We start from the raw sequence: 15,408 nt of genomic DNA, 5'->3' as shown, positions 1-15,408 counted from the left end.
GGTACAATAGCGACAATGCTTCCTCTTGTAACCCTTCGTGGCTCCGCTCTGGAGCAAGGCCGCCAGCACGGTGCACAGCTCAAAGACCGGGTCGCGGCCAATATCGCGGTGTACTTTGATCGTTTCTTGCGTGAGACGCTGCTGGAGCGCGAGCAAGTCCACGAGATTGCGGCGCAGTACGCAACGCATATCGAGCGCCAGAGCCCAGATTATTTTGCGGGCATGCAGGGCGTGGCTGAGGGCGGCGGGTTCGAGTTTTTGGACATTGTCGCGCTGAACGTCCGCTACGAGATTCTCTACTACCAGTTTGGCAAGATGGCCATGGCGCGTGAGGCGCAGGCCGATGGCTGTACGCTCTTTGCCCTGCTCCCTGAGGCGACCACTGAGGGGCACTTGATTATCGGGCAGAACTGGGACTGGATTCCGGAGGTGCAGGGCGCGGTTCTGCACACACACGAGCCGGATGGCTTGCAGACGCTGGCGTTTACGGAGTCCGGGATTGTGGGGGCGAAGCTGGGCTTCAACTCGGAGGGAATCGGGCTGGCGATCAATGGGATCACCACCACCGACGACGACTGGACACGCTTTAACAAGCCCGCCCACGTGCGCTTCTACGAGATTCTACGCCAGCGGGACTTCAACGACGCGGTTTCGGTGATTACGAGCGAGCCCCGCGCCTGTTCGACAAATTTTCTGATCGCACAGCCACCCGGATTTGTCTTAGACATCGAAGCTGCACCCGACACCGAAGGGATGCTGATGCCCGTGGACGGTGTCTTGACCCATGCCAATCACTTTGTCAACCCGGAAGCGCTCGGCCTCACCGAGCCTCCCAACCCTCGCCGTATCTACTCGCGCCGCCGCGAAGCCCGCTTGGCAGAGCTGCTCTTAGCCGCAAAGCCGACCACACTGGAGAAAATCCAGACAGCACTTCGCGACACGCTCGATGACCCTTTTGGGCTCTGTCGCCACCGGAATCTGGCCGAGCCCCCGGAGCAACACTATGTCACGGTTACCAGCGCGGTTATGGATCTGGACGCAAAGGTTCTTCACCTCACCGACGGCCCGCCCGATCAGAGCGACTACCAGACTTTTTCTCTTTAGTACTCTCTTTCTGGCCAGTGTGTCGGCCCACGCGACGCCGGGCTATGCCAAAAAAGAGATGAAGCCCTGCATTTTCTGCCACGTGACGGCAAAAGGCGGCGGCGAGAACAATGCGCGGGGCGAGTTCTACGCCAAGAACAACTATAGCCTCGTCGGGTTTGTCGAGCCACCTGTGGTCAAGTTCCCCAAGCGCGGCCTCGTCTCCGATTTGCGCGATCGAAGTGGCTCAGGGTGGGAAGTGACGCCCAAAAAAGTGGGCGATGGGCCGTCGGTGAGCTATGAAGGTGAGACCATGCGGCTGGAGTATCTCGCCCGTCGCCCCGGAACCGTTGCGCGGCTCAGCCATCGGCTGGAAGGCCTCAAAGACGGCGAGACCTACACCCTGTGGTTCACGGCCCGTGCCAGCCAGCCGTACGTGCTCCCTCTCGCTGCCACCACCACGGCAGACAGCCAAGGCGTCGTGCGCGGTATCGGGCTGGAGGAGAGCTTTAAGCTCACCACCGACGACAAGCCCTTCGCGGTCCAGTTCACCGCCAGCGCCCCCGATCCCGAGAAAAACCTCCTACTCTTCTCCATCGCCAAGACCACGCCCGAAAACCCGACGCTCTGGATTAGCAACGTGAACCTGGTGGCAGGGACACCCAATCCACCGCCGCCCGGCCTGGTACTCGATGCTGCCGACAGCGATCCCACCAGAATCCCCGATTTCGGTCGGGCACGCTTTGGGGGCATCTGGTTTGTCAAGATTCCCGCCGGGACGTTCACACGCGGGCTCACTGAGCCGCAAAAGAGCGTTTTACAAAAAGCAGGACTCTGGACAAACTTACTCCGTGAGGAGCAGCCCGCCCGCGCGGTTCGGATTACCAAGCCCTTCTTTATCTCCGAGACCGAAGTCACGCAGGCGCAGTGGAAAAAATTCCGCGCCAATCCGTCGGCGTTTAAGGGCGACGAGCTGCCCGTGGACTCGACAAGCTGGGACGATGCAAAAGCCTACTGTCAGTGGCTGAGCAAGCGCAGTGGCGCGGTCTTTCGCCTGCCCACCGAGGCCGAGTGGGAGTACGCGGCGCGGGCTGGAAGTACGGGTCTCTTTCCCGCCACGAAAATGGGCGAAACGGGCGAGATCACTCTGGAGACCCTGCCCAAGCTCGCCTGGGTCTTTGCCAACTCTGGGCAGAAAACCCATAAAGTCGGGCAGAAAGCGCCCAATGCTTGGGGGCTTTTTGATGTCTGCGGCAATGTCTGGGAGTGGTGCGAGGATAGCTACATCAAGAGCTTCTACGCCACCAGCTCACTCCTCGACCCCGTTGCCCGTGACCCTAGCGCCACCGAGCGTGTTTTACGCGGCGGTAGTTTCGCCCTCGATCCCGCCAAGCAGCGCGTCGGCCAGCGCGGCGGCAACCTCCCCAGCTTCAAGAGCCCCTATGTCGGCTTTCGTATCGTCCGAGAGTAAAAACCTCACCGCCCCAACCCTCCTCTCCCGGGCGCTCATGGTTTTTCTTTATTGTCCCCCCGCCGGGCGGGGGTTAGGGGGGAAGAAGGCTGTACAATAATGTCGCTATGAATAAGAAGACGATTTCGGATGTGGATGTGGCGGGCAAGCGGGTACTGGTTCGTGTGGACTTCAACGTGCCTCAGGATGACTCTGGGGTCATTACCGACGACCGGCGGATCGAGGCGGCGCTTCCGACCCTCAAGGCGCTCTTAGAAGCGGGCGCGGCGCTGACCGTGATGAGCCATCTGGGGCGGCCCAAGGGCAAGATCAGCGCGAAGTATAGCCTGAAGCCCGTGGCAGAGCGCCTGGCACAGCTCACCGGCGTGACGGTAAATCTCGCGACGGCCTCCGAGAGCGACCCGCTGGGAATCACAACCGTGACGCCTGCTGCAGGAGCCATTGCGCTGCTAGAGAACACGCGCTTCACCGATGCGGAAGAGGGCAACGATCCCGAGCTCAGCGCAAAGCTGGCCGCGCTGGCTGATATCTATGTCAACGATGCCTTTGGAGCCGCACACCGCGCGCACGCCTCCACCGAAGGCGTGGCGACGGTCTGCAAAAGCCAAGGCAAGCCCTGTGTCAGTGGCCTGCTGATGCAAAAAGAGCTGGACTATCTCGGGGGCGCGGTGGTCAATCCTGCCCGCCCGTTTGTCGCGATTCTGGGTGGCAAGAAAGTCGCCGATAAGATTCCGGTGATCGAGAACCTGCTTCCCCAGGTGGACTCTCTGATCATTGGGGGCGGCATGGGCTACACGTTTGTGAAGGCGGCGGGCTTTGAGATCGGCAAGAGCCTTCTAGATGCCGACTCGCTGGAGTTCTGCAAGACACTTCTGGGCAACGAGAAGATCGCCCTGCCGACGGACTGCGTCACCGTCACCGAGTTCTCCAACGATGCCGAGCGCATCACCGTGAGTGTCGAAGCGATTCCTGCCGAGCGTGAGGGGCTGGATATTGGCCCGGAGAGCGCTGCGGCCTTCGCCAAGATCATCGCCACGGCCAAGACCGTGATCTGGAACGGCCCAATGGGGGTCTTTGAGTTCCCCAACTTCGCCGCAGGTACCAAAGCTGTCGCGGAGGCCATGGCCGCCGCAACGGCAAACGGTGCGATCACCATCGTCGGGGGCGGCGACTCCGCAGCCGCTGTCGAGCTACTGGGCTTTGCCGACAAGATGAGCCATATCTCCACCGGCGGCGGCGCGAGCCTGGAGTTTTTAGAGGGCAAGAAGCTCCCCGGCGTCGAGGCGCTCGACGACAAGTAATCCCGCCGGTTGGAGCGGCGGGACTCGCGAGCTAAAGCTACGAAGGCCGTTCCGGCCATAAGAATTCTGTATGGCCGGAACGGCCTTCGTAGCGGAGCCTGCGACGCTCTCCAGTCCCGCCGTTCTGATCGGCGGGATGGGTTCGGTGTGATAGGATAGTCCTAATTATTCGGGAGGCGATATTTTGGAGATTGTTCTGGGCGGGCGTCGGAAAGCGCGACGGGCATACGGGTTCGATGAGGTGGCACTGGCACCAGGGCCGCTGGTGATTGATGCACGGGACGTGGACGTTTCCTGGGAGCTGGCGGGTCGTAAGATCGCGGTTCCGATCCTGGCATCGGCGCTCGATGGTGCGGTCAACCCACGACTTGCGGCAGAGTTCAGCAAGCAGGGTGGGATCGCCGTGCTCAACCTGGACGGCATCCAGACCCGCTACGAGAACGCCGAAGAGATCCTCCAGAGCATCGCCGACCACGATGGTGAGGGCGTGATTGCCTATATTCAGAGCCTCTACAATGCCGCCCCTGTGCGTCCCGACCTGATCGCAAAGCGTATCAAGGAGATCAAGGACGCGGGGGGAATTGCTGCCGTGGCTGCCGCGCCGCACTCCGCGCAGAAAGCCGCCGAGGCCGCCATTCCCGCCGGAGCGGACTTCTTCTTTATCCAGAGCACGGTTGGCAGTGTGAGCTTTGAGTCTTCGGTCGTGCCCGAGTTTCCCGTCGCAGAGTTCTGCAAAAACTGCCCGATTCCGGTGATCGTGGGCAACACGGTCGGTTATCAGGCGACCATGGAGCTGATGGAGGCCGGCGCTGCTGCAATCTTGGTGGGCGTGGGGCCGGGGCATATCTGCACCAGCCGGAAAGTGCTCGGGATCGGCGTGCCACAGATCACCGCCACCGCCGACTGCGCCGCCGCCCGCGATGACTTCTTCGAGAAAACGGGCCGCTATGTCCCGATCATCACCGACGGCGGAATCCGCAACGGGGGTGATATCGCCAAGGCCATTGCGTCGGGTGCCGATGCCGTGATGCTCGGCTCCACGATTGCCGCCGCCGCCGAAGCGCCCGCACCGGGCTACTCCTGGGGCATGGCCGCCATGAGCCCTGACCTGCCCCGTGGCACACGCATCAAGGTGGGGATCTCCGGTTCGCTGAAAGAGATTCTCCACGGCCCAGCGCACAAAGACGACGGCACGATGAACCTTGTCGGGGCGCTCAAGCTCTCCATGGGCTCGCTCGGAGCGCACAACCTCAAGGAGATGCAGCACGTCGAGATGTTCGTCGCGCCCAGCCTCCCCAACGAAGGCAAGTCACTCCAAAGAGCCCAAGGCGTCGGATAAATCGTGCCGTGGATGTAAGTGGAGTCGCCCACGAGCTAAAGCAATGGCTCGCCGAGCGTAAGCAGGCGGGCCTTGACTACGTCACCGATGACGAACTAGATCGAGAGCTTTGGCGACTACAGGTGGCTCCCACCCGAAAGCCATTCCCCTCACTCAGCCCTGAAAAAGCAGAAGCGGTAGAGCGCCTTAAAAAGCGCCTCCGGAGCAAAGAAGTCAAGGACTGACTCCCCCCTCTTCCCGCGACGAAGGAGCAAGTCGGGGAAGAGGGGGCAGGGGGAGATGGCTATTTCCTTACCCATGAGCAGTGCCTTTGTATTTCCAGAAACGGTACACTGCTCTATGGAACCTATCGCAGTACTTTTAGAGCGGCTGAGCACGGCGCTTCCCTTGGCACAGAAAGGCGATTCGGTGTCGGTGAAGACAGCGCGGACGACCGGGCGGCGCTTGCGGGTAGCACTTCCCCTTGCCACGGCGATGCTTCCCCAAAAGCTCCGCCAGCGCCTGCTCGACAGTACCCAAACTCTCACCCGTTCGCTCGGTGTGGTGCGCGATCTAGATGCCCAGCAAGAGCTCCTGAAGGCAGCAGAGGCCACAGCGACCCAAGATGAGCACCGAGGTTTTGCCTTCGCGCTGCGGGTTCTGGAGAAGCGGCGCACGCAGGCCATGAAGGGAGTTCGACGCGGCAAAGTGGGGGGCAAGTGGCTAGAGCAAGCCCGTCAGGCGCAGAAAGCGCTGCTGACCGTGGCAAACGAAGAGCCCTCCGCGACTCGGGCGGAGGTGAGCCTCGCCGCCGAGAATGCGCTGCGCTTTGACACGCTCATCCGCGACCCGAAAAACATCACCGAGCTGCATGAGCTGCGGATCGCCGTCAAGCGCCTGCGCTTCACCCTCAGCCGGTTCCCCGAGACGGAGAAGGCGCTTAAGAAGTCCGTCGCGGCGCTGCAAACCGTGCTGGGGACGATTCACGACCTGGATATTCTCCGCCTCTGGCTACGCGGGCTGGAGTCTGAGAAAAAGCGTCGCCTTCGCCCCCGTCGGCGCGAGCGAGAGAGCCTCGCGGTTCTGCGCCGTCGCCTTCAGACCGAGCGCGCTCAGCACTACGACAACTTCCGCCAGCAGTGGGAGCTCGCCCTGCCCACTCTCCAACAGCTGACGTAACCGTATAATGAGACATGGCATCTGTCTGGGCAATCGGCGATATTCATGGGATGGACGCGCGTCTGGAGACACTGCTGGTGGCACTTCCTCGTGGGCCAGAGGACATCACGGTCTTTCTGGGCGATGCGATTGACCGTGGCCCGGACTCACGCGGGGTGGTGAATCGCCTGCTCGCCGAGCACGACGCGGCTCCTGACAGAACCGTGCTGCTCTGGGGCAACCACGAGGACATGGCGGCGGCCTATCTCACGGGAAAGCATCCCTGCCGGATTGTCTACGACGACTTTGACTGGTTTCGCAACGGCGGGATCGAGACGATGAAAAGCTGGGAGCGCGATCCCCCTGAGTGCTTCAAGCGCGAGTGCCCCGCTGACCTAGCCCGCTACTTCTCCCTGCTCAAAACCTACTGGAAAGCCCCCACCGAACGCTTCCCCGAGCTGGCCCACTGTGTCTGGGTACACGCCGGGACAGAGCGCGGCAAGCCCGTCGAAGACACATCGCCTGATACTCTCCTCTGGATTCGCTGGGAGTTTTTGGAGTACGCTGATCGTTCGGGACGGCTCACGATCCACGGCCACACGCCCACAACAGAACCAGATGTCTCAGCGTGGCAGATAGGAATAGACACCGGCGCGTGCCGTAGCGGCCCCCTCACTGCCCTGCAAATGCCCGAGCGCCACATCTGGCAAGCCCTCCCCGGACAGACCACCCGAGATTTTCCGCTCGTGCGCTACGACAACTAGCTTGTGGTTGGGTCGTCTGACATCTCAGGCCATTCTTCAAAAACAGCCTCACCATCGGGGCCATAGCGCTCATTCTCATCACCAAAAACTTGTGCACCTAGTGCTTCAGCGAGGGCCACCATTTTCTGAATACCTTCACGACTTGCAGGTCTGGCAGTAACTTCACCCTCGTACCAGTGAAAATGCACCTCCAAAGAACCCGACCGCCAAACGGCTGTTGGTATTCGTCCTAGAGTCTTCCAATCCGTCCAGCCTTCCCAGATGAGTTCAGGATTGCCATCTACATAGGCTTGCCACTCGGCATGAGTAATTGGAGTTTCTTGAGATCGCATCCAAAAAGGAGCGCGGGTAATGTGAAGTTCATAGCCCATATTGGACAGGATTTTATCATGGGTCTGACTTTCCGCTATAATGCCCAGCATGAGTGGAAGTGGACAACGGCGTTTTTTGGACATGAACGGCTATCAGTGGACCGTGCTCTTTGCCGCGTGGCTGGGGTGGGGCTTTGATATCTTCGACGGGCTTCTCTATGCCTTAGTGGCGGATAAGGCGATCCCGGTGCTTCTTGGGCAAGCGATTGGGAGCCCCGAGGCCAAGGCGTCGGTGCCGTACTGGAACGGGATCATGGGCTCGCTGCTGCTGATCTTCTGGGCGATTGGCGGCGTGCTCTTTGGGCGCATCACCGACAAGCTCGGGCGCACCAAGACGCTGCTCCTGACGATGCTGCTCTACTCGGCTGGGACGGCGATGTGTGCGCTGGCACCCAATATCTGGGTGCTGCTGCTCTGCCGCGTCTTTGTGGCCTTTGGGATCGGCGGCGAGTGGGCGGCGGGCGCGGCGATGGTGGCGGAAGTGGTTCCGGAGAAGCGCCGTGTCGAGGCGGGGGCGCTTCTCTACACGTCGGCACCACTGGGGCTGCTCGCCGCCGATGCCATGCGTTTTTATATTGTCGGTGGTCTGCTCAAAGACAGCCCGGAGACAAGCTGGCGCTGGGTCTTTGCCTGCGGTTTGTTGCCCGCGATTGTTGCTTTTGTGATCCGCTTCTTTATCAAAGAACCGGAGAAGTGGCAGGAGGCGGCCAGCGAGAAGAAGAGCCCCACTATTGCCGAGCTCTTCACACCCGAGCTGCGCCGTGCCACTCTCGGTGGGATGGCGATGGCGCTCATCGCGCTAATCACCTGGTGGAGCTGCAACACGTTCGCGTCGGTGATTGCCTCGCAGATGGCGGGAGCGCAGGCCAAGCTCCAAGGGCTGGATAAGCCACAAACGCAAGCGCTGGTCGAGAGCTGGAAGTCTATTGCCTTGGTGAGCTTCTGCCTCGGGGGGCTGATCGGGACGCTTCTCACGGTTCCCGTTGCCAAGCTCATGGGCCGCCGGGCGATGTTTGCGATCTACTTTGTGCTGGGCGCGGCCAGCATTATCGGAACCTTTGCCTTCCCCTGGGCAGGCGCGACCCGGCTCTACGGCTACTTCCCGATTGGCCTGACGGTCTTTGGTGTCTTTGGCAGCTTTACCTACTACCTCCCCGAGCTCTTCCCGACCCGCCTGCGTGGCACCGGAGCGGGCTTTACGTATAACATTGGGCGCATCATCGCCGCCGCAGGGCCGTTTCTGGTCGGACTGATCGCCCAGCAAGGGCTCGATGCCGCCTTCAAGGCCTTGGTAATTGTCGGCTGCGTCCCGATTGTCGGGCTGTTTCTGCTCCCCTTTATTGTCGAGACGAAAGGCCGCTCGCTGGAAGCGCTGGATGAAAAAGCAAAATAAGTGCTAGTCTTCATCCTCATCGGCGAGCTCGGTGGCTTCGAGGCAGAGAACCCAGTCGTTGTGGCGGCCTGACGTGGGGGAGGAGACGATAATCTCGTCCTCACAGTCCACTTCCTCGTCGTCCACGGCGATCCCGGTGCGCGGGTCGTACCAGCTCACGGCGGCGACATCAAATCCCAGCTCGTCCACACTCAGGGTGAGCTCGCCGCCCTCGGGGAAGTAGCAGAGCAGCCAGCCGTCGCCGGTGAGGCAGCGTGCGCCGGTGTCGTCGGTGAGGATGCGCTCCTGGGCGGGAACGCCTGTCGTGAAGTCGCGCTCCTCGATCAGTGAGCGCAGGTGCCGCACCTGCCACGCGCCGGAGAAGTGCAGCGCCTCGGTCCAGTGCGTGTCGGAAAAGGCAATGGCGGGATGGCGGCTGGAGTCGAAGAACTGCCAGACATCCTGACAGCCATAGGTCACGCCGCACGCTCCCGCCAGCACGGAGCGCCAGAGCGCCGCACGGACATCGTCATCGCGAAAGCGGCTAGTGTCGGGCTTCCAGTTGATCGGGTGGTTCTCGTAGCACGGCTCCGCATCCAGCGTCGGCTTGATGGGCGTGAGGGCGTAGTCCTTGTCCACCATCGCCGCGTTGTCAATCCGCCGCGCTCCGTGGCCGGACTGAATCTGGTTGAAGTCGAGCCAGTCTTCGGTATGGAAATCATCGCTAGAGTGACAGCCGCCTTGGGGATGGAACGTAATGAGATGGTTCGGGTCGGCGTCGCACAGCCCCTGCCCTAGCTTACGAAACGTCTCTTTCTCGTCGTCCGTCTGCGGCTTGCGGTCCCCGCCGTTGATCCAGAGAATATTCTCGCGGTGGAGATAGCGCAGCCCCAGCCACTTGCCGTAGGCGTAGGCATTGGTTGGGTTGAAGATCACCGGCCCGACTCCCCATGCCTTCACCACTTTATCGCCCCACGTCGGCAATAGCCCCACCATCAGCCCAAGCGAGTCCGCGTAGTCCAGCACGGCGTCCACATGCGAAAAATACTTCTCATTGGGCTTGGTCGGGTCGAGGTCATGAAGGGGCAGGTCACCGTTTTGATTAGGCTCCGTCAGCCCATCGAACTCGGCGAGCAGAACCGCCTGGATCACCGTGAAGCCCTGCTCCGCCCGCACTTCTAAGTAGTGCTTGGCCTCGTCGAGTGTCAGCCGGTGAAACAGCTCCCAGGCCGTGTCAGCGAGGTAGAAAAAGGGGGTCTGGTCGTCCCACTGAAGAAAGCGGCCATTGTCGGTAACGCAGAGGTTCATGCCCATAGAATACCTGAAGGGAGGTAAAATGTCCTTATGAAACCCCTAATGGAAGACACCCCACCTGTTCATGTTTGCGCGCACGCTCGCTGTGGAGCCAGGAGTGAAGTGCAGGCTTCCGCTAGGGTGACGTTGCCGTCTTCGTCTTCACACCACCAGAGATCGAGACCGTTCCCCTTGTCCATGGTATAGGTACCGAGCAGTCGCCCATCGTTGGCCCACTGGTAGGCGGTGCCATGTTGTCGCTCCTGTTCGTAGGGCTGTGCAGAGATCAGATTACCGTCGGTGTTCCAGAAAAACTGCCAGCCGTGTTTGCTGCCATCTTGAAAGGCGTACTCGTTTGCAGGAAGCCCACTGGGATGCCAGAGTCGTATTCCGACAAGCGCTTTCCCAATTTAGTATTCTGCCCGTACAGGACAGCGAGCTTGTCCGCGCGCAGTGACCTTTTCTCGGGCCGTGGGGGGAATTACCGTTTTATAGGCAGTTTCGCGGGTCATAGGAGATGGTGTTTATGACCGAGTAGTGTAAAAAAACGGAGAGGGTGGGATTCGAACCCACGGAGCTTGCACTCATCCGCTTTCGAGGCGGACGCACTAGACCAACTATGCGACCTCTCCAGGTCGTGTTTGGACACTGTCAGAAAATCCCGTCGGAGGGATTCGAACCCCCGGCCTTTCCCTTAGGACGGGACCGCTCTATCCGGGCTGAGCTACAACGGGAAACCCTCTGACAAACCAACAGGCGTCAAATTCTATCGTGGATTGCACACAGAGTCAAGACACCAGGCCTGGGACTACCGTAAAGAGCTTAATACGGCCGAAGTCCGTGTAGCGGCCCTCCTTGTTCTTTTTCTCCTGCGCTGTCGCGCCCGAGAGTGCGAGCTGCGTGCCACCTGTGAGCCAGGCGGCATCGGTGACACGCATCTTGCAGTCGAGCGAGTGCGCCATGGCCCCAGTGCTACTCTCAAAGAGCGCGGCATTCCACTTGCCCTGTGCGAGCTTTCCGGCCATCACAAAGTGCCTGCCCTCAGGGTGGAAGCGAAGCGCCTCCATCAGGCCCGCCCCGGCATCGGCATCTTGGATCTGCGAGACTTTTCGCGGCGGATTTTCGGCCCAGGCAAAGCGCTGCCAGGTCTGCTTGCCATTGCCCGCCATCGGATCTACCATCGGGCCCATGCCACAGGCCAGCAGCTCTTTACCATCGGGGCTAAACGCCAGATCAAAAATACCGCCCACATAATGGTGGCTCTTGATAATCCCCCAGCACGTAAAGTCTGGCGTCGTCCAAGCGGCGACTTGCTTGCCGGTCGCCAGCTCCCAGACCCGAACCTCCCCCATGAGATTCGCTGCCGCAATATGTTTGCTATCCGGACTAAACGCCACAGAAAGCACGGGGGGCGTGTGCGCAAGTGCCGCGACTTGCTTGCCCGTTTCTGTGTCGAAAACTTTTATGCTAGGCTCGCGCTCTTTGGCGGGCTCGTACTTTTCGCCGCCTGCAAGATACTGCCCGGTTGCGCTGGCCACAAAGCGCTCATCGGGGGAGAGGCGCAGCTTCCACGACCAGAAGCTATGGGCTTTGACAACGCGCGTTTCCTTGCCCTCCGTGAGCGAGAGCCAGCGGAGCGTGCCATCGTAGCCCGCCGAGATGAGCTGGTTGGTCTTGGTGAGAAACTGCACGCCGCTGGCATAGCTTTCATGCTTACCGAGCTTTTGGGGCACGCCCGAGTCTACGGGCACTGCGTAGACGCCGCCGTCCAGACACGCAGCAAAGAGCTGCTTGCCCTCGGGCGTGGCTGCAAGCGCAAGCACGGCGGTCGGTAGCTTAATATCTTTTAGCGACGTTAATTTCAGCTCGCTCATTTCAGGATCTCCCGGATCGGGGCGGCCTTGTCCTCAACGCGATAAAACGTCGGGATGTCCTCGGCTTCGTACTCGGCATACGGATCGAGGCCCAGCGCCGTGAAGATCGTGGCGAAGAGATTCTTCTCATCAAAGGGCTTTTCGGCTACGTCCACCCCATCAGCGTCGGTTGCGCCCACAACCACGCCGCGCTTGATCCCTGCTCCCGCCATCGCCAGGCTCCAGGCATCCGGGTAGTGGTCACGACCACGGGCGGCATTGAGCCACGGCGTCCGGCCAAACTCACCCATCACCACCACCAAGGTTTTGTCGAGAAGGCCACGCTCGTCTAAATCATTGATGAGGTTGGCGACAATACGATCCGTCTCCGGCACCAGCATCTGGTAGATCTCGTGCTGGAAGACATGGCAGTCCCAGGGCATGCCGTTGGCGACCATCACAAACGGCGCGCCATTCTCCACCAAGTTTCGCGCAAGCAGCGTGTGCAGGCCAAACGTACCGGGGCCGTAGCGCTCGCGGTCTTTGGGCTTGACTTTCTCCAGATCAAAGAGATCCGCACAGCTCATCAGACCCTTGACGCGTGAGAATGTCGCGTTCTGGGAGCTTGCCGCGGCGCTGGTTCGGTCGTTCTCGTATTTTTTCGTGAGGAACTTTCTTAATGCCTCGCGCTGCTCGAAGTCCTGCGTGGTGCTGTCGGCGAGGCGCTTGACATTCTCCAGCTTGTACTCGCCGCCCGCGCGCACCGGGCCGTACTGCGCCCCAAGCCAGCCCGCCCAGTTGCCTGCCTTAAACGACTCGAACTCGTTGCCCTTGGGATTGGGATCGAGAAAGACGAAGTTGGGAATCGGGCTATCTAAGTGCCCAAGCTGCTGCGCGAGCACCGAGCCCAAGATAGGACGCACAAACGGCTCGCGGGGAGCCGCACCGCGTGTCAGTAAATCAATGGCCTGGAAGTGCTCGTTGGGCTTGGTCTTCATCGAGCGCACCACGGCAAGCTTATCGGCGATCTTAGCGCAGTTGGGCATCAGCTCGCTGAACTGCACTCCCGGAAGCTTGGTCGGGATCGCGCGAAACGGCCCGCCGTAGATGCTCCCCGGCTTGGGATCCCAGGTCTCGAACTGGCTTGGTGCCCCGCAGAGCCAGAGCAAGATGCAGTGCTTCTCCTGGCGCTTGGCCTCAGCGGCAATCGCGGCGGGCGAGAACAGCCCCGTCCAGCTCAGCGCCGATGCTGCCCCCGCCCCGACCAGTCCTTGCAGAAACAGCCGTCGGTGGAGCGTATGCTCAGGGGGCGTACAGCCTTTTTCGTCTTTTTCGGTCATTAGTGGTTCACCTGAAACTCGGCGCTGGTGAGGAGCGCCCAGAGGAGATTCTGGACACCGCGCTCGGGCGACGAAGCCGTTTTTAGAACTGCCTGACACTGTGCCAGCTCAGTGGCGTCGGGTGCTCGGCCAAACGCGGCTTGAAACGCGCCTCGGACGCGTGCCTCGGGAGTGGGGAGGATGGCAAGAGCTGCCGTCGTATTACCAGGCGCGGGCTTGAGGAGCTTCTCTACCAAAGGCGAGTTGGTCAGAAAGAGCGCCTGCTGGAGCGACGGGTTATAGGTGTCGGGCATCAGGTCCGGGAAAGCCTTGACAAACCCACGCTCCAGCTCGCCACTATCGCCCTTACTGCCTGTCGCAACCTGTAGAGAGAGCAAGAGCTGCTCCGCAGAGAGCGGTTTCTCCAGCGCTCGGGCGAACGACTCCGGCGGGGGTAGAGTTTTACTTGCCATCTTGGCATCGAGCTGGTAGGCACGGGTCAGGACGATGTTTTTCACCAGGCGCTGGATATTGTAGCCGCTTGCCTCAAAGTCTTTGGCGAGCCAGTCCAGAAGCTCGGGGTGGCTGGCGCGGTGCTTAGAGTCTAGCTGATCAGCGGGCTGGACAAAACCACGGCCCATTAGCTTGGCCCAGAGGCGATTCACAAAAGCGCGAGCCAAGAGCGGATTCTCACGAGTCACGGAGTCGGCGAGGGCTTCGCGCCGCGAGAACTTCGGGACGGCTGCTGTGCGTGCCCCAGCGGGCACGGTATAGAGCTCAGGCTTGTCCACTTCTTTTTCGTCGGCGCTCGGGATGCGCTCCGAGACACTCTTGCCGTTGAGAAAAGCCAGCGCGGCAGGCTGGGACTCTTTTTTGAGGTTGGCAAAGTTGACAAAGCCGCCAATCGCGCTCTCGGAGATTCCGGTGCCCGAGTCCGTGTCGACATTCTTGCCACGATTGAAGGCCGCGACCAAGCCCCAGTAGTGTCGCTGCTCAATCTCCCAGGCGAGCGGGTGATTGTGGCACTGTGCGCAGCCGATCTTCACCCCAAAGGCCACTGGCGCGACGGCTTCGGCGATGGCCTGGTAGTTGTTTTTCCGCGCCGCCAGAAACCAAGTCGCACCCTGCTGGGATCTCTCTGTGGGTCGGGCAACGAGAATCTCGCGGACAATCGCATTCCAGGGGCGGTTGGTGCGCAAGGCCTCCTCAAGATAGGCGCTCCACGCGGCGTTCTTGCCAGAGCCTCGCCCCATCAGCAGGGTGTCAAAGACCTCGCGGAAGTGGCGCGGGTAGTCCTCGGAAGCGAGGAGCTTGGTGACCAAGAGCTCGCGCTTGTCCCCATGGTAGTCTCCAACAAACTGCCTCAGCTCACTCTGGGTCGGAATGCGCCCGGCTAGATCCAGATAGACACGCCGCGCAAACACAGAGTCGCTGGCAAGACGGGCGGGTTCGAGCTTGTCTTTTTTCCAGCTCGCTTGTAGAAACCAGTCTATGGTTGCGGTCGCACTGAGCTTTAGAGTGAGCGGTGGCGTGCCCAGCGATGGCAGGGTGCGCTGGTAGGCCTCGATGTACTCTGGCACCGACTTCGTGCCACGCGGGGGCAACATCGCGATCCAGGTCTTGAGAGTCTTGACGGCCTCCGCACTGAGCTGCTTTTTGGGATCAGGCGGCATGTGGGCGACACCTGCCTTGGGGACGACATACTCGACAAGGCGGCTCTCATCGGGCTTGCCAGGGACAACCGCAGGCCCCTGGTCGCCGCCCCGAAGAATTGTCTGGAGCGAGCGCAGGTCCAGCCCGCCTTGCTGACGCACCCCCGCGTGGCACTTGAGGCAGGATTTATCCAGCACCGGCTCGACACGGCGGTACCAGTACGCTTCTGCACTCTCCGACTGACGCGCCTGCGCCGCGCCTGAGTGGAGCCAAGCGAAAAAGACGATAGCAAAAGCAAAAAAACGAGGACACCTCAACACAGCTTCTATAGTAACACAAAGTGGGCACTCCGATGGCAAGTTGAGGTAGAATAGCCACACTTTCACCGTACTGAGAGAATGAGGAATAGATTATGGATTTTGGCCCTAGCCGGGACCGCCTGCCCACCATTC

At 60.8% G+C, this 15,408-nt stretch carries 13 protein-coding genes and 2 tRNA genes; 8 read left to right on the top strand and 7 right to left on the bottom strand.

The features are described 5' to 3' along the window. Positions 1-15 precede the first annotated feature (15 nt). The 7 genes from AC1XOS_RS00175 (at position 16) to AC1XOS_RS00145 (ending at position 7,095) form a co-directional block, all read left to right on the top strand. The gene (locus AC1XOS_RS00175) at positions 16-1,104 is read left to right on the top strand and encodes a C45 family autoproteolytic acyltransferase/hydolase (protein WP_481960192.1); all 1,089 of its coding nucleotides are present in this window, start codon (positions 16-18) and stop codon (positions 1,102-1,104) included. A gap of 58 nt (positions 1,105-1,162) precedes the next feature. After that, positions 1,163-2,554, top strand: a complete 1,392-nt coding sequence (locus AC1XOS_RS00170; protein ID WP_481960191.1) for a formylglycine-generating enzyme family protein — start codon at positions 1,163-1,165, stop codon at positions 2,552-2,554. A gap of 107 nt (positions 2,555-2,661) precedes the next feature. After that, the gene (locus tag AC1XOS_RS00165) at positions 2,662-3,855 is read left to right on the top strand and encodes a phosphoglycerate kinase (RefSeq protein WP_481960190.1); all 1,194 of its coding nucleotides are present in this window, start codon (positions 2,662-2,664) and stop codon (positions 3,853-3,855) included. 184 nt (positions 3,856-4,039) lie between these two features. Further along, positions 4,040-5,194, top strand: coding sequence for a GuaB3 family IMP dehydrogenase-related protein (locus AC1XOS_RS00160; protein WP_481960189.1), 1,155 nt, complete (start codon positions 4,040-4,042; stop codon positions 5,192-5,194). Between the two features lie 8 nt (positions 5,195-5,202). After that, positions 5,203-5,418 carry a hypothetical protein gene (locus tag AC1XOS_RS00155; RefSeq protein WP_481960188.1) on the top strand — a complete coding sequence of 72 codons (216 nt, stop codon included), beginning with the start codon at positions 5,203-5,205 and terminating at the stop codon, positions 5,416-5,418. A 115-nt stretch (positions 5,419-5,533) separates the two neighbouring features. After that, entirely contained in the window at positions 5,534-6,352 is an 819-nt protein-coding gene (locus AC1XOS_RS00150) for a CHAD domain-containing protein (protein WP_481960187.1), read from the top strand. A gap of 14 nt (positions 6,353-6,366) precedes the next feature. Continuing rightward, a complete protein-coding gene (locus tag AC1XOS_RS00145) occupies positions 6,367-7,095 on the top strand; it encodes a metallophosphoesterase (RefSeq protein WP_481960186.1) in 729 nt (242 codons plus the stop codon). On the opposite strand, the gene AC1XOS_RS00140 is transcribed toward AC1XOS_RS00145, so the two are convergent. Further along, positions 7,092-7,517, bottom strand: a complete 426-nt coding sequence (locus AC1XOS_RS00140; RefSeq protein WP_481960185.1) for a hypothetical protein — start codon at positions 7,515-7,517, stop codon at positions 7,092-7,094. The genes AC1XOS_RS00145 and AC1XOS_RS00140 overlap by 4 nt on opposite strands. Between AC1XOS_RS00140 and AC1XOS_RS00135 the strand changes: the two genes are divergently transcribed. Continuing rightward, a complete protein-coding gene (locus AC1XOS_RS00135) occupies positions 7,516-8,859 on the top strand; it encodes an MFS transporter (RefSeq protein ID WP_481960184.1) in 1,344 nt (447 codons plus the stop codon). The two genes, AC1XOS_RS00140 and AC1XOS_RS00135, sit on opposite strands and share 2 nt — an antisense overlap. A gap of 3 nt (positions 8,860-8,862) precedes the next feature. On the opposite strand, the gene AC1XOS_RS00130 is transcribed toward AC1XOS_RS00135, so the two are convergent. From AC1XOS_RS00130 to AC1XOS_RS00105, 6 genes are all read right to left on the bottom strand, one after another. Continuing rightward, a complete protein-coding gene (locus AC1XOS_RS00130) occupies positions 8,863-10,146 on the bottom strand; it encodes a glycoside hydrolase family 140 protein (protein WP_481960183.1) in 1,284 nt (427 codons plus the stop codon). A 533-nt stretch (positions 10,147-10,679) separates the two neighbouring features. Beyond that, positions 10,680-10,763 (bottom strand) — tRNA-Ser (locus AC1XOS_RS00125). A gap of 27 nt (positions 10,764-10,790) precedes the next feature. Beyond that, positions 10,791-10,865 (bottom strand) — tRNA-Arg (locus AC1XOS_RS00120). A gap of 54 nt (positions 10,866-10,919) precedes the next feature. After that, the gene (locus AC1XOS_RS00115) at positions 10,920-12,005 is read right to left on the bottom strand and encodes a WD40 repeat domain-containing protein (RefSeq protein ID WP_481960182.1); all 1,086 of its coding nucleotides are present in this window, start codon (positions 12,003-12,005) and stop codon (positions 10,920-10,922) included. Beyond that, the gene (locus AC1XOS_RS00110; protein WP_481960181.1) at positions 12,002-13,324 is read right to left on the bottom strand and encodes a DUF1501 domain-containing protein; all 1,323 of its coding nucleotides are present in this window, start codon (positions 13,322-13,324) and stop codon (positions 12,002-12,004) included. Before AC1XOS_RS00110 ends, AC1XOS_RS00115 begins: the two co-directional genes overlap by 4 nt. Beyond that, a complete protein-coding gene (locus AC1XOS_RS00105; protein WP_481960180.1) occupies positions 13,324-15,276 on the bottom strand; it encodes a DUF1553 domain-containing protein in 1,953 nt (650 codons plus the stop codon). Before AC1XOS_RS00105 ends, AC1XOS_RS00110 begins: the two co-directional genes overlap by 1 nt. Positions 15,277-15,408 lie beyond the last annotated feature (132 nt).

The organism is Armatimonas sp. (assembly GCF_964826245.1).
Note: the sequence above shows the minus strand (reverse complement) of the source record. Positions and strands in the feature narration are given on the sequence as shown.